General features: G+C 34.6%; 19 protein-coding genes. 13 read left to right on the top strand and 6 right to left on the bottom strand.

The features are described from left to right. Positions 1 to 242 precede the first annotated feature (242 nt). The 7 genes from BUB96_RS01305 (at position 243) to BUB96_RS01335 (ending at position 7,420) form a co-directional block, all read left to right on the top strand. Positions 243 to 545 (top strand): sugar-transfer associated ATP-grasp domain-containing protein, encoded by a 303-nt coding sequence (locus BUB96_RS01305; RefSeq protein WP_073295070.1) that lies wholly within the window; start codon positions 243 to 245, stop codon positions 543 to 545. Positions 546 to 564: 19 nt separating this feature from the next. Further along, positions 565 to 1,674, top strand: coding sequence for a glycosyltransferase (locus BUB96_RS01310; protein ID WP_073295075.1), 1,110 nt, complete (start codon positions 565 to 567; stop codon positions 1,672 to 1,674). 1 nt (position 1,675) lies between these two features. Next, entirely contained in the window at positions 1,676 to 2,932 is a 1,257-nt protein-coding gene (locus BUB96_RS01315) for a phospholipid carrier-dependent glycosyltransferase (protein WP_073295080.1), read from the top strand. Between the two features lie 55 nt (positions 2,933 to 2,987). Further along, a complete protein-coding gene (locus tag BUB96_RS01320) occupies positions 2,988 to 4,493 on the top strand; it encodes a lipopolysaccharide biosynthesis protein (protein WP_073295093.1) in 1,506 nt (501 codons plus the stop codon). 85 nt (positions 4,494 to 4,578) lie between these two features. Beyond that, entirely contained in the window at positions 4,579 to 5,937 is a 1,359-nt protein-coding gene (locus BUB96_RS01325) for a phenylacetate--CoA ligase family protein (RefSeq protein ID WP_073295097.1), read from the top strand. Positions 5,938 to 5,973: 36 nt separating this feature from the next. Then, on the top strand, positions 5,974 to 6,210 hold the full coding sequence (locus tag BUB96_RS01330) for a hypothetical protein (protein ID WP_073295100.1): 237 nt from the start codon (positions 5,974 to 5,976) through the stop codon (positions 6,208 to 6,210). 220 nt (positions 6,211 to 6,430) lie between these two features. After that, positions 6,431 to 7,420 (top strand): acyltransferase, encoded by a 990-nt coding sequence (locus tag BUB96_RS01335; RefSeq protein ID WP_073295105.1) that lies wholly within the window; start codon positions 6,431 to 6,433, stop codon positions 7,418 to 7,420. Between the two features lie 51 nt (positions 7,421 to 7,471). Here the strand turns inward: BUB96_RS01335 and BUB96_RS01340 are convergent, their stop codons facing one another. Continuing rightward, positions 7,472 to 8,593, bottom strand: a complete 1,122-nt coding sequence (locus BUB96_RS01340; protein WP_073295110.1) for a DNA/RNA helicase domain-containing protein — start codon at positions 8,591 to 8,593, stop codon at positions 7,472 to 7,474. Positions 8,594 to 8,974: 381 nt separating this feature from the next. Here BUB96_RS01340 and BUB96_RS01345 point away from each other — a divergent pair, with 381 nt between their 5' ends. Continuing rightward, positions 8,975 to 9,955 carry a tRNA dihydrouridine synthase gene (locus tag BUB96_RS01345; protein ID WP_073295114.1) on the top strand — a complete coding sequence of 327 codons (981 nt, stop codon included), beginning with the start codon at positions 8,975 to 8,977 and terminating at the stop codon, positions 9,953 to 9,955. A 44-nt stretch (positions 9,956 to 9,999) separates the two neighbouring features. Here the strand turns inward: BUB96_RS01345 and BUB96_RS01350 are convergent, their stop codons facing one another. Next, positions 10,000 to 11,367: an outer membrane protein assembly factor BamB family protein gene (locus BUB96_RS01350; RefSeq protein ID WP_073295119.1), complete on the bottom strand. Its 1,368-nt coding sequence runs from the start codon at positions 11,365 to 11,367 to the stop codon at positions 10,000 to 10,002. Positions 11,368 to 11,543: 176 nt separating this feature from the next. On the opposite strand from BUB96_RS01350, the gene BUB96_RS01355 reads away from it, so the two are divergent. Beyond that, positions 11,544 to 12,443, top strand: a complete 900-nt coding sequence (locus tag BUB96_RS01355; RefSeq protein WP_073295122.1) for a BadF/BadG/BcrA/BcrD ATPase family protein — start codon at positions 11,544 to 11,546, stop codon at positions 12,441 to 12,443. Positions 12,444 to 12,505: 62 nt separating this feature from the next. On the opposite strand, the gene BUB96_RS01360 is transcribed toward BUB96_RS01355, so the two are convergent. Further along, positions 12,506 to 13,210: an MgtC/SapB family protein gene (locus BUB96_RS01360; protein WP_073295127.1), complete on the bottom strand. Its 705-nt coding sequence runs from the start codon at positions 13,208 to 13,210 to the stop codon at positions 12,506 to 12,508. An 86-nt stretch (positions 13,211 to 13,296) separates the two neighbouring features. Beyond that, complete coding sequence (locus BUB96_RS01365) at positions 13,297 to 14,190, bottom strand: DUF7916 family protein (RefSeq protein WP_073295132.1); 894 nt, start codon at positions 14,188 to 14,190, stop codon at positions 13,297 to 13,299. A 211-nt stretch (positions 14,191 to 14,401) separates the two neighbouring features. Here BUB96_RS01365 and BUB96_RS01370 point away from each other — a divergent pair, with 211 nt between their 5' ends. The 4 genes from BUB96_RS01370 (at position 14,402) to BUB96_RS01385 (ending at position 17,441) form a co-directional block, all read left to right on the top strand. Beyond that, entirely contained in the window at positions 14,402 to 15,202 is an 801-nt protein-coding gene (locus BUB96_RS01370) for an NAD kinase (RefSeq protein WP_073295135.1), read from the top strand. After that, complete coding sequence (locus BUB96_RS01375) at positions 15,203 to 16,096, top strand: RluA family pseudouridine synthase (RefSeq protein WP_073295140.1); 894 nt, start codon at positions 15,203 to 15,205, stop codon at positions 16,094 to 16,096. A gap of 63 nt (positions 16,097 to 16,159) precedes the next feature. Then, entirely contained in the window at positions 16,160 to 17,161 is a 1,002-nt protein-coding gene (locus BUB96_RS01380; protein WP_073295145.1) for a ComEC/Rec2 family competence protein, read from the top strand. 25 nt (positions 17,162 to 17,186) lie between these two features. After that, a complete protein-coding gene (locus tag BUB96_RS01385) occupies positions 17,187 to 17,441 on the top strand; it encodes a DUF3006 family protein (protein ID WP_073295150.1) in 255 nt (84 codons plus the stop codon). Between the two features lie 78 nt (positions 17,442 to 17,519). On the opposite strand, the gene BUB96_RS01390 is transcribed toward BUB96_RS01385, so the two are convergent. Continuing rightward, positions 17,520 to 17,957: a GNAT family N-acetyltransferase gene (locus tag BUB96_RS01390; RefSeq protein ID WP_234945768.1), complete on the bottom strand. Its 438-nt coding sequence runs from the start codon at positions 17,955 to 17,957 to the stop codon at positions 17,520 to 17,522. A 27-nt stretch (positions 17,958 to 17,984) separates the two neighbouring features. After that, positions 17,985 to 18,434: a GNAT family N-acetyltransferase gene (locus tag BUB96_RS01395; protein WP_073295153.1), complete on the bottom strand. Its 450-nt coding sequence runs from the start codon at positions 18,432 to 18,434 to the stop codon at positions 17,985 to 17,987. Positions 18,435 to 18,681: the final 247 nt, after the last annotated feature.

The following is an 18,681-nucleotide window of genomic DNA, read 5'->3' on the forward strand; positions in this document are numbered from 1 at the left end:
GGAATGGCCGGAAGGTCACGTGATCCAGCTTTTGGATCGTTATATCACAGAATATCTAACAGAGGAACCAAAATAAAAGCAGTTGTGGCATGTGGGCACAAGTTACTACGGATTATTTATAAGATTCTAGATGACAAAGTACCATATGACGAAAAAAGAGCACTAGGTCTGCGGCAACAGAAACTAGTACTCAATTAAGTAAATATTTTTAAAATTTTCATGATTTAATTATACCATGAGAGATGCTTTTTTGTCTCTTTTTAGCATTTTCTTTTCAAATAAAACACCCGCATAGTCATTTTGAGTTTAAAGGGAAAGTTTTACCAAGTGTCGCCGAGAGTTTGGATTTAGTAAAAACAGCCCATGAGCAATTAATTTACTTCGATTTAGTTTCTTGGGATATTGCAATTGATCGATTGGGAGAGCCGAATTTAATTGAGATTGGTGTAAATATTCAAGATATTAATTACCATCAAAGAACAAATGGCCCCTTGTTTGGTGCATTAACAAAAGAAGTTTTAAGCAAAGTATATGGCCATCTATAAATAAACAGAGGTGAATTAAATGGTAGCTATCCGCATCTTACAGTCACTAGCAACTTTAGACTATGGTGAAACTGAAGCGATGATTATGAATCTTTATAGAAATATTGATCGAGATCAAATTCAATTTGATTTTGTAGTAAATGAACGAACTGCTCCTTTTTTCTATGAGGCTGAAGTGAAAAATTTAGGAGGAAGAATTTTTACTCTTCCGACATTTTCTGGAAAGAACTTTGTATTTTATCGAAAAAAAGTGAATCAGCTATTCCAAGAGCATCCCGAATGGGAAATTGTTCATATTCATGATGCCTCTTCCACTATGTTGATGATTGATTTAGCAAAAAAACATCAGCTAGTTACAATTGCTCATGCGCATTTTGATCGAGATTTTATCAACTTTAAGACGTATGTCCAAAAAATCTTGCGTGCTCCTATAAAAAATAATGCTGACTATTTATTCGCTTGTTCAAAGTTAGCGGGAGCGTATGTTTTTAATGTAAATAAAGAAGAGGTTCGAGTGATTAAAAATGCGCTTGAACCTGAAAAATATATATTCAATGAAAATATAAGGAAAAGGAAAAGAGCTGAACTGGGGTTAAAAAATGAAATGATCCTTGGTCATTTGGGACGTATGGAAATTGAGAAAAATCAATTGTATTTGATCGATGTTTTTAAAGCATATCATGCATTAAATTCAAAGAGTATCTTAATATTAATAGGGGAAGGGGAGCTTAAAGAGGAGCTTCAAAGAAAAGTATCTGAATATGGGTTAAAAAAGAACGTACGATTTTTAGGTGTGGATACGGATTATTATGAATGGTTTCAAGCGATGGATGTTTTCCTGTTTCCCTCTTTATTTGAGGGGGTGCCGCTTCCTTTAATTGAAGCTCAAGCTGCCGGACTACCCATTATCGCTTCAGATAGAATAACTAAAGAAGTGAACATTTCGAACTTGATCCATTTTAAAACGATTGAAGCAGAGCCTTCGCAATGGGCAAAAATGATTGATGACTTGTATTTACTCTTTAGAGAAGATATGTCAGAAAAAATGATTGAAGCAGGTTTTGATGCGAAAGATACCGCAAAAGAATTGAAAGATTGTTATTTTTCTATTCTTAAGGAGGGGAGTTAAAATGTTTGCTACCTGGATTGTTTTTATTATCCAAGCCTTGCTATCCCATCTGTTTTTTGCCTATTTAGGGATTGAGGGGCTACCCGTCCTGATTGTGTTAATCACGACTATATTTTTTATTTTTGACTTATCACAATATGATTTTCCAAAAGAAGTTTTTCTTATTTTGTTTTTAACTTATTTCTTAAGGTTATTTCTTCTGTTTTTTGATCTATATGGTCGTGATTATTTTGTCCTACCCAACAGCGGATTAGATTCTGAAATGTTCAATCAATCGGCCATTACTGGCTTAGCTACTGGAAATTATGGTAATGGGCATGTGTATTCTGTAGTCATTGGTTTTCTCTATTCCTTTTTTGGATTTGAGCGGATTATTCCTCAGTTTTTTAACGTTTTATTATCGATTCAAGCGATTATATTTATTTACAAAACGATGGGTCTGTACAAGATTCAAAAGAAAGCCAAGTATTTCGCATTAACCTTGATTGCTATTTTACCAAATTTCGCCATTATGAGCAGTATCTTGTTGAGAGAAAGTATTATTATTTTTTTATATGCACTCTCTTTTTATTGTTTTTCAAAGTGGTTGATTGATAAAAATCTTCTTTGGTTAACTCTAGCTTACGTATGTGGATTATTAGTCTCTGTTTTTCATTCAGGGTCCATCATTTTGGTCGTTGCCTATACCTTGATACTTATCTTGTTCGATCGCAGAAAAGATAAGTTTCGTATAAGCTACCAGTCAGTATTATTAGCCATTGCTTTTGGTTTTGTATTTATCTATCTGTTCCAAAATTACTATGACTTATTTTTTGCGAAATTTTCGAATATAAATGAAGTCGATGATGTGGTGGATATTTATGTAATGGGAGAGTCTGGATATTCAACTGGTTATGCGATTAAAAATCCAATCTTAAATTTTATAGTCAATACACCAGTGCGGATGTTTTATTTTATTTTTTCACCTCTTCCATGGACTTGGCGAGGTATTACAGATGTGATTGCCTTTTTATTTAGTGGATTATTTTATGGCTACACGCTTTATTTAGGCGTTCGGCATTTGTTTCATAAAAATGTTCAAAATAAAAATTTTCTTCTTATTATCTTATTAATTGTTCTGGGTGGAATCATGGTCTTTTCTTGGGGGGTCAGTAACGCTGGAACGGCACTAAGACATCGTGACAAGTTTATTGGTTTATTTATTTTACTTCTTGCCATCACAATGAATGAAACAAAATTTGTTCAAGCAAAACCTTAAATATTCTGGATTTTTCTTAACGGTTCAAAAATGTCTGAAGAATTGAGGGAAATTTATGGAACCAAAATTCAATCAATTAAAAGTTGGAGTGCTCCTATCCTATATCTCTCGAATCATTACAGTGGTAGTAGGTCTTGTCTACACTCCAGTAATGATTCGTCTGCTTGGACAAAATGAATACGGCCTTTATAATATCGCCGCTTCAACCATTTCGTATTTGGGAATATTGAATTTTGGTTTTGGTAGTGCTTATATGCGCTTTTATTCAAGATACAAGGTCAATGAGGACCATAAAAAAATTGCAATCTTAAATAGTATGTTTTTAACAATTTTTAGTTTGTTGGGCGTTTTGGTCATTATAGCAGGAGTTATATTAGCACTGAATGTAGATTTAATCTTTGGGACGACTCTTTCCAGTCAGGAATTACAGACCGCTCAAATCCTTGTTTTAATCTTAGTCATTAATTTAAGTGTTTCTTTTCCGGCAATTGTTTTTAATACATACCTACAGGCCAATGAAAAATTTGTCTTCCAAAACGTTTTTTTAATCCTCGCTCAGCTCACCACTCCTTTAATTAATTTGCCGATTTTATTAGCAGGTTATGGTTCTATTGGAATGGTGGCTGGGACGGTAACCATTAATATTATTTTAGAAGTGATCATTTTTATCTACTGCATTAAGAAAATGGAGATGCGTTTTCTATTCGAGGATTTTGATCGACATTTAATGATTGAAATGACGGTCTTTTCTTCTTATATCTTCGTAAATATGATTGTTGAACAAATAAATAATAATGTGGATAAAACAATTTTGGGACGTTTTCAAGGAACGATACCTGTCGCTATTTATAGTATAGGTTCCAATCTAAATATTTATTACCAACAACTTTCATTGACCATTGCGAATGTTTTCACTCCAAGAGTTCATCGAATGGTAGCAGAAGAAACAGATGATTTTGAATTAACACAATTATTTACACGAGTTGGCCGAGTCCAGTTTATTTTAATGTCTCTAGTTTTAACAGGATTTATTTTTTTCGGAAGGCCATTTATTGGGATTTGGGCAGGAAGAGATTATTACCAGTCTTTCCCAGTAGCCCTCCTTTTAATGACAGCTTCTTTTGTCCCAGCAATTCAAAATATTGGCATTGAAATTCAACAAGCCAAAAATATGCATCAATTTCAATCGTGGGTCTACCTAACAATTGCATTAGGAAATATCCTTCTTTCTATTCCACTCGCACAAAAATACGGGGTAGTAGGTGCAGCATTAGGGACAGCGGTAGCAGTTATCATAGGTAATGGTGGGATTATTAACTGGTACTATCACAAAAAAATAGGAATGAATATGACATATTTCTGGAAGGAAATATCAAAGTTCATTCCCGCCTTACTTCCAGCTATTATTTACGGTTTTTTAGTGAATCAATTTGTAGATTTATACCAAATACGTTATCTAATCATTTTTGGCTTTATTTACGTCCTAATCTTCATGATTCCCTTATGGCTCGTAGGAATGAATGATTATGAAAAATACTTAGTCAAAAATCCATTCAATTAACCCCTAGATAAAATGACTTTAAAAGTACAGACAAAAAAATAGCGTATGTAATATCTCAGACAATAATAAATAAGGAGTGAGCATAATGGTTTTAATGAAAGTGTACTATAAATCCCCAATTTTCATGCAAAATATTCTGACTTCTGTTCGAGGATATCAATATAAACGCCAAAGAAACGGTAAATATTATCAAAGAGAAATGGATTTTTATAATAAATTTGATGTGACAGATGAAGTAGCTGTTCAAAAATATCAAGCAAAAGAATTACAAAGACTATTGCATTTTGTGGTAAATCATAGTCCATTTTACAAAGAATTCTACAAAAATATCGATATTCGACAAATTCAAACCCCTGATGACTTAAAGAAACTGCCTATTCTTGAAAAAAAAATTGTCAGAAATCATATAGAAGAAATGTATACAATTAGTGAAAAAGAAGCGGTAGTCAGTCACACAAGTGGGACAACTGGAACTCCTATGAAGTTTTTGCATACTTATGAAGGGATTCAAAGACGTAATGCGATTTTAGATGATTTCAAAAGAGAGCATGGATTTATTAATGGTCAGATGAAAAAAGCCAGTTTTAATTCATCAGAAATTGTTGCGGCTGATCAGCAAAGGAAAATCTTTTGGCGAGATAACGTGCCTATGAAGCAACGCCTTTATTCAAGCTTTCATAGTCAAGCTGAAAATATCCACTATTATGTCAAAAATTTAAATGAATATAAACCTATTTCGTTAGATGGTTATCCCTCTACTTTATATGAAATTGCCCGTTATATAAATACAAAGGAGATCTCTTTAGATTTTAAACCGATTGCTATTTTTCCAACAGCTGAAACTTTGCATCCTCATTATAGAGAAGAAATTGAACGAGCGTTTAAGTGTAAAGTTTTTAATCAATATGCTTCAAGTGAGGGCGCTCCATTTGTTGTCGAATGTACTGCAGGAAACTTGCATTATCATAAGTTGAGCGGAGTCATTGAACAAGTAGAGGATGACGAAATGCTCATTACTTCTTTTATGAACAATGGAACACCGCTGATTAGGTATCGAATTGGAGATAAAATTAATTTTAGCGAGGAAAAAGAAAAATGTGCGTGTGGTTCTGCATTTCCAATCGTTCAATCCTTAGAAGGACGATCTACAGATTATATTGAGTCTGAGGAAAAAGGGAAAGTAACAGCCGTTTTTCTCTCAATTATAAGTGAAGAATTTAAAACTTCTATTGTCAATATGCAATATATTCAAAAAAAATTAAATCATGTCATTGTCAATATCGTTCCTGATAGTAGTTATGAAGAAAAAATAGATAACATTATTTTACAAAAATTAATCTATACATTTGGTGAAAATATGACAATCAAATTAAGAAAAGTTCCAGAAATACCAAAGGATAAAAGTGGAAAATTTAAGTTTGTAAGGAATCATTTAGCTCGTTAAACGATTCATACTAAAAAATAGAGAGGTCGAATCTAAATGAAGAGAAGGATAATTTATGGAGGGGTTGGAGCAGTTATATTTCTTCTTATTGGCGCCTTTATCGGTTTTTTACTAGGCACATACATCGGTGGAAATTATTATCCCGAATTTGTATTTTTAACTTGGAAAGGCTATGAAGCAGTCGGTTGGATTGGAATAATACTAGGAGGAATCATTGGGGGCCTATTAGGGTATGGTCTAGGAATTAGGATGACAAACCGATGGGGGATCTGAGATATTCATTTGGATGCAGCAAATAGCTGCATCTTTTTTTCATTCAATTAAACTAGAAGATTAAAAGGGGAAGAGTTAAAGATTTTAGTAGTCGTAATAATTATAAGGAAATGTTACAAGTTATAATCATATTGTCACTCATTTTTCACTTATATCCTGTAAAATAACCTTTAGCAAAGAATACATAAAATTTTTAACTAGAAAAGAGTAGTGGAACATTATGAGTACAAGATATGAAAAATTTGATATCCTTCGGGGGTTTGCCATTATAGGAGTGGTTTTAATTCATATTACTGCCCCTTTAGCAACTGAGGGAAAAGTTTTGGCAGTCTTAGTTAATCAAATATCTAGATTCGCAGTCCCTGTTTTTTTCTTTTTATCAGGTTGGGGCTTAACCATTGCTGAAAGCTATGCAAAAAGTGATGGGTATTGGGACTTTTTAAAAGCTAGATTTTTGAGCGTATTTCCCCAATATATCGTTTGGAATTTTATTTACTTAGCTTATTCGGATGTTTGGAGCTCACAAAATTTAATGGAAGTGTTGAAAGCTTTTCTTTTAGGAACAATTTATAATCATTTATATTTTGTCCCTGTTATCCTTGTTCTCTACGTTTTTTATCCATTATTGCTGAAGGTAGCTAATAAATTTGGTGTTTTACTGTCTTTATTCATAACAATGATTAGTCAGCTTTCTGATGTATGGATTCAACATGAATACTTTTATATGAACAAAAATATTTTAAACTGGATCTTTTATTTTATCTTTGGTATGTGGTTTGCTAGAAACTTTAAAGAGAAAGTTCAACATCTGCAAAAATACAAATTTTTTATTTGGATTGGTTTAGTTTTATCCATGAGTCTTGTTTTATTAACGCCCTTTTTAGTTGGAGATCTTTTTGATTTTAATTTGGTACTGGCTTCGACACGTCCAACCGTTATCTTTTATTCTACTATGCTTGTGTTATTGATGATTGTGACTCCCTTTGATTATCAGAAGATAAATAAAGTTCTTCTTAAACTCAGTAAATATTCGTTTTATATTTATTTGAGTCACTATTTATTTTTAAGTATATGGCGGGATGTTTACGCAACATTAGGTTGGGATTGGAATACGCTTTTATATATAGTGTTCAGTTTTGTACTGGTTATGGGAGTTTCCTATGTAGTAGGTGTTTTTATGAGGAAAGCTGAGAAGAAAATTGGACTATAAAAAAATAAAAACTACACGATTCTACATATTGAAGAATACGTGTAGTTTTTATTAACTACCTAAAATACTTAGAAAAATTTCGCGACTATCTTTTAACATCTTATTTATCCTTCTTAGATCGTGTTTCAGTGTTCGATAAGGACCGAAAATCTTTGGCACAGCCGGCAATTCCGCTTCATCAGCCATAACAACATATTCATAGTCATTCTCTTCAGTCATTTCGACTAAATAATGCTCTAATAAATAATCAATCCAAGAACTTTTCAAATATTGTGCATCATCAATAAACAAAGCTTGATATTTTTTCTTAGCGGGAGCCAACTCCTGGAAACTCGAAATATCAATTCCCAATTCTTGAAGAGAACGTCCATCTTCAGCCGTAATTAGATTCTTTAAATCATTCACTTTAGAAATATTTCCGGAAATAACTAAGATTCTTTCATTTTCTTTTAAACGATTGGCACAATTAATAACTCGTTTAGTGAGTAGCAGTGTTTTCCCTGAGCCCTGAGCACCTTTAAATTTGTGTTTGCTTTGTGACTGACTTTTGGCAAAGACGTCGTAATCACGGGGAAGACTTTTCGAAATATAATTTTCGATATTTGTATTTGGATTTAATCGTTGCTTGATTTCTTCTGTTTCCGTTTCTGTTAACTGAATACTAGAATCTTTCTCTACGGAAAAAATTTCATTTAAGGTTGAAGTACTATTCTGAAAATCTTTAGAAGTAATTAGAATTGACTCTTCCAAACCTTCTTCGTAAATTTCCTCTAAAAAATTTTCTTCATAAATATAGAATAATTGCTTAATCACAACTTCTTTTTTTTCTTGCTGTTTTTCGATAATCGTTTGTTGAATCCTTCGCTGAAAAGTTGGGCTCAATGTGTAAAGTCTTTGTTCCATAAAAAAATCAAAAATTTCTTGATTCATTTGATATTGCTTTATATTTTCAGGGGTCTGAAAACTATAAATTACCTGATTCGGTTCAAGAACAATAAAATCAAAGGCAGAGTGTCCCAAAGTAGGTTTTACATAAATTTCAAACTGTCGATCTACATATTCATCCCGTAAAAGAAATTCTGTTAAATAGTCAAGAAAATCAATCTCATAGACTTTTAAAGAATCTTGGAAATGTAAAATCGCTTTATGATCAGGATACAACTCAACACTCATTGACTAAACACCTTTCATTATCGCTTTTCTATGTCCATAGTATACCTGAAAAATATATATCCGTCAGAATCATTTAAAAAAATCCTTAAAATCTCAATCATTTCATAAAATATGCTTAACTCTTTCTCTAGATATCCGATATATCGAATGAAAACGGAAACAATATGGAAGAGAACAAGATGAGAGCATTGGAATAACTTTAGTATATATAAATATAGAACTTGTAAAATCTTTTGTAAGACTCAGTATCTTGTTATTTTCATCTATTTTTGGTATTATCTCTTAGCTGGTTTTTAAACAGAAATAATAACCTCTTAAAGCAGAAAATTTCTGCTTTATTTTTATGAAGAGATTGAATTCAAAACAGAAAGGATGGATTGAATGACTGAGAATTTTTGGAATGATTTACCACGACCATTTTTTATATTAGCCCCCATGGAAGATGTAACAGATGTAGTATTCCGACATGTTATTAAAGAAGCGGCTGAACCGGATGTCTATTTCACTGAGTTTACGAATGCCGAAAGTTATAATCACCCGGATGGGAAAGATAGTGTGCGTGGACGTTTAACTTTTACTGAAGATGAACAACCGATTGTAGCTCATATTTGGGGAGATAAGCCTGAACATTTTGAAAAAATGAGTATAGATATGGCAACTGCTGGTTTTAAAGGTATTGATATTAACATGGGCTGTCCTGCGGCAAATGTAGCAAAAAACGGAAAAGGATCAGGTTTGATTCGCCGTCCAGAAGTGGCTGCCGAACTTATCCAAGCCGCAAAAGCAGGAGGGATTCCTGTAAGTGTAAAAACGCGCTTAGGTTATTCAAAAGTGAATGAATGGTTTGAGTGGTTAAAACATGTTCTTGAACAGGATATCGCTAATCTTTCAATTCACTTACGGACTCGCTCTGAAATGAGTAAATACGATGCACATTGGGAACTTATCCCCGAAATTAAAAAACTTCGTGATGAGATTGCTCCGAATACTTTGCTTACGATTAATGGAGATATTCCAAATCGGCAAGTGGGATTAGAACTGGTTGAGAAATATGGAGTAGATGGGGTCATGATAGGACGTGGCGTATTCACAAATCCATTTGCGTTTGAATTCGAAGCTAAAGAGCATAGTCCAAAAGAATTACTCGATTTATTCAGATTACATCTGGATTTATTTGATGAAAATCAAAAAGCAGAGAATCAACCATTTAAACCCCTTCGACGTTTCTTTAAAATTTATGTTCGTGGAATCAAAGGAGCTGCAGATTTACGTCATCGATTAATGGAGACGGAATCAACGGATGAAGTTAGAGCGATGCTTGATGAATTTGAAGCTCAAATGGAAGCAGAAATTTATAATTAGAAAAAACTCCTAGCGAATCTCGTTAGGAGTTTTTTTAGGTAAAACTATTCATTAAATATAAATAAATGTTTTTCATAAAAATAAACTAAATTTCCTTCGTGTTCTGTAAGCCCCATATATCTATAATAATTATTGTATTTGGCTGACATATGCTCGCCCATATCTACCAAATCCACGATCTCTCCAGTCTCAGGATTTATTCGTGCCATTAGTGTATTTTCTTCGGCATCATAATCAGTCGATCCAAAGAAGGCGTAAAGCATTCCATCAACTATAGAATAATCGACAAGAAAATGTTCATCCATATCCAGTGTCCAAAGTTCTTCTTCTGATTTTGGTTGAACAGCTTTTAAATAATGTTGGTCTTCATCCACATCTTGCCAAAATACGGTATCTTCGTAAAATACAGGAAAAGGGACCATTGCTCCTGGTACTTCTCCGTTGTATTGATATTCTGCTTCTTTTTCTCCAGTTTTTGGATCGAATATATAGAAAACATAATTATTATCAATGACATAAACGGAATCTCCTGAAGTAAAGGTCTGAGCAAGACGAATAGCTTCATCTGATTCTCCAAATTTTTCTGACCAAACTTCAGTCCCATCTTCTTTCGAACGAGCGACTAATTTTTGACCGTCTTCTTCCACTAAATAAATTAAGTCTTCACTTTGAGTAAGATCATAAGGATGAGAACGCCCACCGCCTAATCTTGTACCATCAAAGTCAAGAGACCATACTTCTTTACCATTTGATTTATCAAATTTATGAAGTGATGCCATGTCTGCAAAAGTTAATTCTTCTGGATCAGATATTTTTCCAAGAGCCAAATAAATTGCTTCATCATCAAATAGTATTTCACTCATTTCAGCATAATCTTCAAGATCAATGGCATACTGAATTTCACCTGATTCTTTATTGAGTGCTTTAAGGGCGTCATCAGTAGAACCATCACCGCCTAATGCAGGATTATAGATATAATCCTCATCAATAGCGAGGCTCACTTTATAACCATAAGGATTTTTATCTTCCCAAATAGGTTCAAATTCAGGGGATAAACTCATGACGCTTTCACTATCTGTACCTATGTATAAATTATTTTCTTCTTTAAATACTTCATTTGTGATCTTATGTTCTAAATGGCTCAAGTCGGCATAGGACCATTTATCTTTATCGTAATCTTCAATGGAGACGGGTTCTATGTCAGTAACGGCCCCCACTAAAGTATTTGCTTCTAAACCTTCAGCTTCAACATCTTCGGTATCCTCATTTCCTTCAACATCGTAGACTTCTCCTGTAAGATCTTCAGTGTCAATTGGATTTTCTTCATCTTGGTTCTCTGGGCTATCTCTACAACCAGATAATAAAAGTGCAACGAGGGCACTTGACCATAATAATTTTTTCAGAACAATCATCCTTTCATGAAAATAAGTATTTAAAGATTATCATATTTTATTATAGGAAACACTTATAATGCTTTTAACACAAGAAATATTATTTTGTATTAAATAAAATATATTGAAATAACATTGTATTCGTTTAAATCTCCTTTATAATTAAATAGAAGATTTTTACAAAGGAGGCTATTGAATTGAAGTATATAATTGGTGTAGATAGTGGGGGCACGTCAACGAAAGCAGCTGCTTATAGTTTAGAAGGCCAATTACTTAAAGAAACACAAACGGGCTTTGGCAACTTACTGAATAATGCTGAGGAAGCACTTGCGAATATTCGACAAAGTTTATTGAATCTTTTTGAAGAACTTGGAGAAGATAATTGTCAAATGGTCGTTCTTGGTGTGGCTGGAGTAGATTCTGGTGATTTTCGAGAAGTCATTTTTGAAAATCTAGCACCGATTAAGCCAGAAACTGTTATTTTGAATGATGCTTGGATGGCGCATTATGCATTATTAGATGGCGAAGACGGCTGCTTGGTGATTTCTGGGACAGGTTCAATAGTGATAGGAAAATTTGAAGGATTAGAAGATAGAGTAGGTGGCTATGGGAATTTACTAGGAGATGAAGGAAGTGGCTATGATATTGCAAAAGAATTGATTAAAGCAGTATTAAATGCTTTTGATAAAGGTGAAACTTATTCGAAATTAGAAAAAAAGCTACTGAAAGAAGGCGACTTTTCAACAGTTTTTGAATTAGTGAAATTTGTTTATGCATCCGGTAAAGATCAAGTAGCGAATCTTTCAATGGTTGTTGTAGAAAAAGCTAGTCAAGGAAACGAACAAGCCATTCAACTTCTAAAAGAAGCAGGACTAAAATTAGCCAATCAAGTTTCTATGTTAATTGAAAAAATCGGTATGCATAAATCACCAAAAGTGGCCGTTACAGGAAGTGTCTTGGTTAAAAATGATATCGTGTATGAAACCTTTATGAAAGAAGTTAAATCAAAATACCCAAACGGTGAATTTGTAAGAAAAAATATATCTAACACAAGAGGTGGCTATTCTTACTATAAAAGGCAAGTCACTCAAAAATAGAATCCTTTTTGAGGATACAAAATAAAGCCATGGGTTTAAACCATGGCTTTTTAAATGACGACTTAAATTTCTACCACATGATTTACACCCTCTAAAGATTTTAAATATTTAATAAAGTCTTCTTTATGTGCTTCGGGGGCTAATTCGATTGTGACTTTTATAATGGTTCCTTTTGTTGCGTCATCAAGGTCATGCTCGTTTTCGATACTCATATTGATCAATTTTATTTCTTCATCTGAAGTAAATTTTAGAAAATTATCAAGACCATCTTCTGTGTAGATGAGTAAAGTGAATTGGGAAATCTCCGTTCGTTCTTGAACGAATTGTTTAAAAGGCCTTAAGAAAATTACAATGAATAATATGGCGAAACTTCCGATGAGTGCCAATTCATAAAAACCAATACCGATGGCTAGACCAAGAGTTGCGGCTGCCCACAAACCCGCTGCAGTGGTCAATCCTCGAATCCGATTGTGACTCGTCACTAAAATAGTACCCGCACCTAAAAAACCAATTCCGCTGACCACTTGAGCACCCATTCGTGTAATATCTATATTACTTTCTGTATAGGTTTCAGCGACATATTGGTTGGTCATCATGACAACAGCAGCTCCTAAACAGACAAGCATATGCGTTCGAATACCCGCCGCACGGTTTTTAATGTCCCGTTCTGTACCAATTAATCCACCAACAAACATTGCTAAAACGACACGAAAAGCAATGGTAAGACCGCTAAGTTCATAAATCTCAGTCGGTAAATAATCTAGCATAGTGGTTTCTCCTTTCCTTACCCCTTTATTCAGGACTATTTTCTCAAAATGACTTCGTAAGACTTGTGAAATAAAAATGCATAAATTTAGCGATTTAAGGATTGAGACATTTTGAAATACGTATGCCTTCTCCCGCGAACCGTTAGTCCCAGTTGCATAATATTTTCTGGAGCAGGCATTCGACCATAGTCCCCATCCCCGATATGATGAACGTCTACCCCTGCTCGTTTATTACTTAAACCAATTTCGCGAATGGTATCTTTATCCGCGCTCTCCTGACTAGTACCGATCGTACTAATCACGATTCCTCCTAAGTGATGAATAGCTTTTGTAGCGGTAAACGCAACTTCTTCAGTTACACCAGGAGCTGTACCACTTGCTGGAATAAGTACGCCATCCGCACCTTGTGTTATGAAGTTCTTTAACTGTTCAATATCAATAATATCTTCTGCTAAACCTGCGCCGTGCATCTTTCCTGCAAACACTAATCCTGTGTAGTGTTCTTTAGTAAGCTTACAAGCTTTTTCTATGGCGTCCATCGAAACACCTGTTGCAGGGTTTCCAGTCAGCATGATAAAATCAATTCCTAATTTATTTGCCTCTTGTAAACTTTCTTCTGAGACTAATCGTCCAGCTGAAAGGGTCACTTGTTCATCATGAACGAAAGCCGCTTGATCAACAGGTTCTAAGTTGATTCCTACTGGCCGACCTACCCATTCTTTGATTTGTTGGATAGGATTGACTGTCGTTTCCATTCCAATAATTTCTTTTTCAAACACATCGAATTCATTCAACACAATCAAATCTGCACCAAAAGCCGTCATCACTTCAGCATTCGTAACACCTTCTAACAGGGGAGGAGAAGTGACCACTGTTTCTGCTAGTATCGTTCGGCCTTCACTAGCAATAATTGAGTTTTTTAAATCCTCGGCCGTCATCATTTTATAATCACTGGGGTAACAACTTAACAATCGCTTCATTCTATTCGCTCCTTTAATATGAGATACCGTTTTCTTACCTCTTTTTATTATACCAAACTAACTTGAAAAGATAGTTTTATTTGCTTTAATTCATCTAAAAACAAAAGAAGTGTTTTCTGTACGTAGATAAGTTATGTTACAATTAAATATGCTATAAATGAATGAAAATCATTCTTTAAAATCATCAAATGATTTGTTAGGAGCAAGTAGAATGAAAGTTGCTATTCAAAATAATGATAAAAAAAATACAATTGAAGTGGTTAATAAATTAGTGGCACTACTTAAGGAAGCCAATATCGAGATTGACCCTGTAAAGCCTGATATTTTAATTACAGTCGGTGGGGACGGCACGTTACTTTCTGGTTTTCACCGTTACGCCCATCAACTAGATACCATCCGCTTTATTGGTGTCCATACGGGTCATTTAGGATTTTATACCGATTGGCGAGAATTTGAGTTGGAATCTTTAGTAGATAGTATTAAAAAAGATGACGGAGAGTATGTTGCCTATCCTTTGCTAGATGTTTCCGTTACATATGAAGGAGATCGTCAAGCCAATAACTTTCTTGCTCTCAATGAAGCAACCATTCAAAAAGTGGGTGGAACTATGGTTTCTGATGTTTATATTGATAAACAGCATTTTGAACGCTTTCGTGGCGATGGTATTTGTGTTTCAACACCTACAGGTTCCACGGGGTATAGTAAATCAATTGGTGGAGCCGTTTTACACCCTGGCTTGAAAGCTTTACAAATGACGGAGATAGCTTCTATAAATAATCGCGTCTACCGGACGTTAAGTTCTCCTTTGATTATTGCTGAGGATGAAGTCATCAATCTTGATTTACTCGAATCTCAAGATTTATTATTGACACTCGATCATATTACGGCAACGGAAACAGAAGTTAAAAATATTCGTCTCAGAATCGCGGAAGATTCGATACATTTTGCCCGTTATCGCCATACACATTTTTGGGATCGAGTAAGTGATGCTTTTATTGGAGAGAAATTTTAAATGACAGTTAAATGGCAAGTGACAGCAGAAGATGAAAAATATTTAAAAGAATTTTTAAAACAAAAAGGGGTTTCGCGACGCATTATTGGACGAACAAAATTTCACGGCGGTACTTTTTTAGTAAATGGACAAGAAGAACGGGTGCGAAAGGAATTAAAAGTGGGGGATTGGGTAGAGTTGAATCTTCCAATAGAAGAACCTAACCCCAATTTAATAACAACGCATAAACCACTGGATATTTTATATGAAGATGACCACTATTTAATAATCAATAAACCTGTTGGCTTAATTTCTGTCCCATCGCCTGCCCACCGTGGAGATACGGTAGCCAGTCGAGTCAAGGGATATTATTTGGAGCAGGATTATCGACATAAAGTGGTCCATATCGTTACGCGGTTAGATCGTTATACTAGTGGAGTTATGCTTATTGCCAAAAATACGCTGGCTCATTCACTGATGGGGAATCTATTGAGTCATCAAAAGCTCGAGAAGCATTATGAGGCTCTGGTACAAGGTCATTTAAGACAAAAAGAGGGCTTGATCGATGCTCCGATTGCTCGTTCACCCGAATCGATCATTGAGCGAATGGTAGCTCCAGAAGGGAAGCCTTCGATTACCCAATATGAAGTGATAAAGTATCTGGAAAAAGACATCAGCCATGTTAGGCTTTCGTTGCATACGGGGCGAACGCATCAAATTCGTGTGCATATGTCACATATTGGGCATCCGCTTGTTGGGGATGATTTGTATGGCGGTTCAAAGAAATTGTTGGATCGACAAGCATTGCATTGCTCATCCTATCGTTTTGAGCATCCTCTGACGGGTCAATTTGTGGAAGTCCAAGCCTCTTTACCAGAAGATATGCAAAAGCTTGTAGAAGAACAAGCGAAGTAAAGCTTTCTTATTATGATATTTTATATTCAAAAAAGCTAGTCATGGCAAGATGGAGTGAAAGAATTGGCGAAGAGAAAAAGATTAACTAAAAAGCAAAGAGAACGCCGAAATCGTTGGGTATTAGGAGGGCTCATCGCTTTTTTCATTTTTATTGGCGGTTATTTGACGGGACGTCAAGATATCGACTTAAGAGGAATTCAAGCAAAGTTAGATGAGACCTTTGTTCAACTTGAAGAGCAAATAAAAAATAGAACCCAACCTTCTAAAAAGTCTGATGTTTCAGGAGCGGGAGGAACGGGCCAAATTCATTTATTTGATGTGGGGCAAGGTTCTTCCACCTTATATATCGCAAGTGATGGGACCTCAGTATTGGTAGACACGGGTCGCTACGACGATTCTGAAAAACGCATTATTTCTTATCTAGATCAATATATTGGATTGGGAGAAAAAATTGACTTATTGGTTTTTTCTCATAATGATTCAGATCATATTGGTCATGGCGATTTAGTGCTTGAATATTTTGATGTGCAAGAAGTGTGGATGAATGGAATGGATCATACTTCAAAAGTTTATGCAGATTTATTGGATACTTTATTAGAACAGGATGTCGAGTATGTTGAACCAAAAGCAGGAGAAAGATTTAATCGTGGGGCATTTGATCTTCAAATTCTTCATCCGGCACCTGATAGTCCACAAAAAGATCCAAATGATGAATCCATTATTATGCGGATGGTGTTTGATAATCTTTCGGTGATGACTTCAGGAGATGCTTCTATCCCCAGAGAAAAGGATGTTATTAAACGAAACTTCCATTTGAAGTCCGATTTACTCATTTTGGGCCACCATGGGGCTAAGAATAGTTCTGGAGAGCAGTGGCTAGAAGCTGTTCAACCAAAGATGGCTTTTTATCAAGCGGGGGTTAATAACTCTTATGGACATCCAAGTCCTGAAACACTTGAACGCCTTGCAGCAGAAAATATTCCAGTTTATGGGACGGATGAATTTGGAACAATATCACTTTATATCGATGAGGCAGGCGAAATAACAATGGAAACCGAAAAATAAGAGGTACTATTGGAGGTTTATTTAAATGAAAGCTGTATTTGAAGAAATAAATGGAGACTTAGCTGTTTTTATAGTAGATAACATTCAAAAAATTTATCATTTACCCACTGCCCAATTACCATCAGATATTGAAATTGGAGATGTATTTGAAGTAGAAATTACAAAAGATGATCAGTTGAACTTATTAAATAACCTTCCAAAAGAACGTATTCGTCGAGAGCAAACCGCTCGAGCTAAGAGGGAAGCACTTTTAAAAAGAAGCCAGAATAAAAAAGATTAAAGAAAAAGGAGATGTCTAAAAAGGTTGAAGTTTATAAGGCTTCATCTTTTAAAACATCTGCTTTTTTATTATTCAAGATTAAATCAGATTCTTAATCATTTCCCGATGGGGGATACCTGCATCTATAAATTCTTGGCCTTCTGCTGTATAGCCTAGCTTTTCATAAAAGGGCAGAGCCTGAAGTTGTGCACCTAGAGTAATTTGTGTTCCGTGAAGTTTTTTGATTTGGAGTTCGCATTCTTTCATGAGTTGAGCGCCAATTCCTTGTCCACGGTAGTTTTCCAAGATCGCAACTCGTTGTATTTTATAAATGCTGTCTCCTCGATGGTAAATTCGAGCGGTTCCTAGAGGGGTTTGGTTTTCATAAAGGACAAGATGATGTGATTTGTCCTCAAGTTCATCGGCTTCTACCTCTGCAGGTACTTTTTGTTCTTCTACGAAGACTTTATAACGAATATTTAAAGCATCTTCATAAATTTTTGAATTTAAATTCTCTGTCCAACTCATTTTAGTCATTAAATTCTCTCCTGTATATTGATTTTTCTAAAAGGTTTTTATCATTTTTTGATGCATAATATGATAATCTAGATATTGATCGTCGATTTCTTCATAACCATTCTTTTTATAAAAGCCGATTGCTTCGCTCTCACTATTTAATGTAATGGCTTCGCCCCCGTTTTCTAATATACGCTCTTCCATTTCTTGAATCAGAATCTTTCCTAATCCTAATTTTCGAGCATTTTTTGAAACCGCAACGCGTTCAATTTGATACCAAGGCTTTTCAAGTTCATTGATTCGTGCTGTGGCTAACGGAGCATCTTTGTGATCATAAAGAACAAGATGTTCCGACTTCTCATCGAGAGCATCGATATCTGAACCTTCTGGAAATTTCTGTTCGGCAATAAAAACATTATACCGTATATCGGTTGCATCTTGGTAAATTTTTGATTGGGTATTTGTGGTCCATTTTGCTTGAATAGTTTCTTGTGCCATATAAAAAAACTCCTTTTTATAAAAATACAAAATAGAGAATAACAAGAAGGAAGGGCTATGTCATGTAAAAAAGGCATTTGTAGCAAGAATGTAATAGAGAACGTTTTATAAAAGAAGTCGCATTATTTTGGCTAAAAATGTTGCAACTTGTGTATTTTACTTTAAAATATAAAAAGCGGATGAAAATGAATGCCGAAACATTCAATACTTGATATTTAATGGAACTTATCGTGTAATCCATATATAA

Origin of the sequence: Atopostipes suicloacalis DSM 15692 (genome assembly GCF_900129085.1) — a bacterium.
In the GTDB taxonomy this organism is placed as follows: Bacteria; Bacillota; Bacilli; order Lactobacillales; family Carnobacteriaceae_A; genus Atopostipes; species Atopostipes suicloacalis.

Excerpts from the sequence above, each read along its gene's own strand:
- BUB96_RS01310 (WP_073295075.1), top strand. The coding sequence starts at position 565 with ATGGTAGCTATCCGCATCTTACAGTCACTAGCAACTTTAGACTATGGT.
- BUB96_RS01330 (WP_073295100.1), top strand. The coding sequence starts at position 5,974 with ATGAAGAGAAGGATAATTTATGGAGGGGTTGGAGCAGTTATATTTCTT.
- BUB96_RS01340 (WP_073295110.1), bottom strand. The coding sequence starts at position 8,593 with ATGAGTGTTGAGTTGTATCCTGATCATAAAGCGATTTTACATTTCCAA.
- BUB96_RS01345 (WP_073295114.1), top strand. The coding sequence starts at position 8,975 with ATGACTGAGAATTTTTGGAATGATTTACCACGACCATTTTTTATATTA.
- BUB96_RS01350 (WP_073295119.1), bottom strand. The coding sequence starts at position 11,367 with ATGATTGTTCTGAAAAAATTATTATGGTCAAGTGCCCTCGTTGCACTT.
- BUB96_RS01385 (WP_073295150.1), top strand. The coding sequence starts at position 17,187 with ATGAAAGCTGTATTTGAAGAAATAAATGGAGACTTAGCTGTTTTTATA.
- BUB96_RS01370 (WP_073295135.1), top strand. The coding sequence starts at position 14,402 with ATGAAAGTTGCTATTCAAAATAATGATAAAAAAAATACAATTGAAGTG.
- BUB96_RS01390 (WP_234945768.1), bottom strand. The coding sequence starts at position 17,957 with ATGACTAAAATGAGTTGGACAGAGAATTTAAATTCAAAAATTTATGAA.
- BUB96_RS01360 (WP_073295127.1), bottom strand. The coding sequence starts at position 13,210 with ATGCTAGATTATTTACCGACTGAGATTTATGAACTTAGCGGTCTTACC.
- BUB96_RS01320 (WP_073295093.1), top strand. The coding sequence starts at position 2,988 with ATGGAACCAAAATTCAATCAATTAAAAGTTGGAGTGCTCCTATCCTAT.
- BUB96_RS01335 (WP_073295105.1), top strand. The coding sequence starts at position 6,431 with ATGAGTACAAGATATGAAAAATTTGATATCCTTCGGGGGTTTGCCATT.
- BUB96_RS01365 (WP_073295132.1), bottom strand. The coding sequence starts at position 14,190 with ATGAAGCGATTGTTAAGTTGTTACCCCAGTGATTATAAAATGATGACG.
- BUB96_RS01395 (WP_073295153.1), bottom strand. The coding sequence starts at position 18,434 with ATGGCACAAGAAACTATTCAAGCAAAATGGACCACAAATACCCAATCA.
- BUB96_RS01325 (WP_073295097.1), top strand. The coding sequence starts at position 4,579 with ATGGTTTTAATGAAAGTGTACTATAAATCCCCAATTTTCATGCAAAAT.
- BUB96_RS01305 (WP_073295070.1), top strand. The coding sequence starts at position 243 with ATGCTTTTTTGTCTCTTTTTAGCATTTTCTTTTCAAATAAAACACCCG.
- BUB96_RS01375 (WP_073295140.1), top strand. The coding sequence starts at position 15,203 with ATGACAGTTAAATGGCAAGTGACAGCAGAAGATGAAAAATATTTAAAA.
- BUB96_RS01315 (WP_073295080.1), top strand. The coding sequence starts at position 1,676 with ATGTTTGCTACCTGGATTGTTTTTATTATCCAAGCCTTGCTATCCCAT.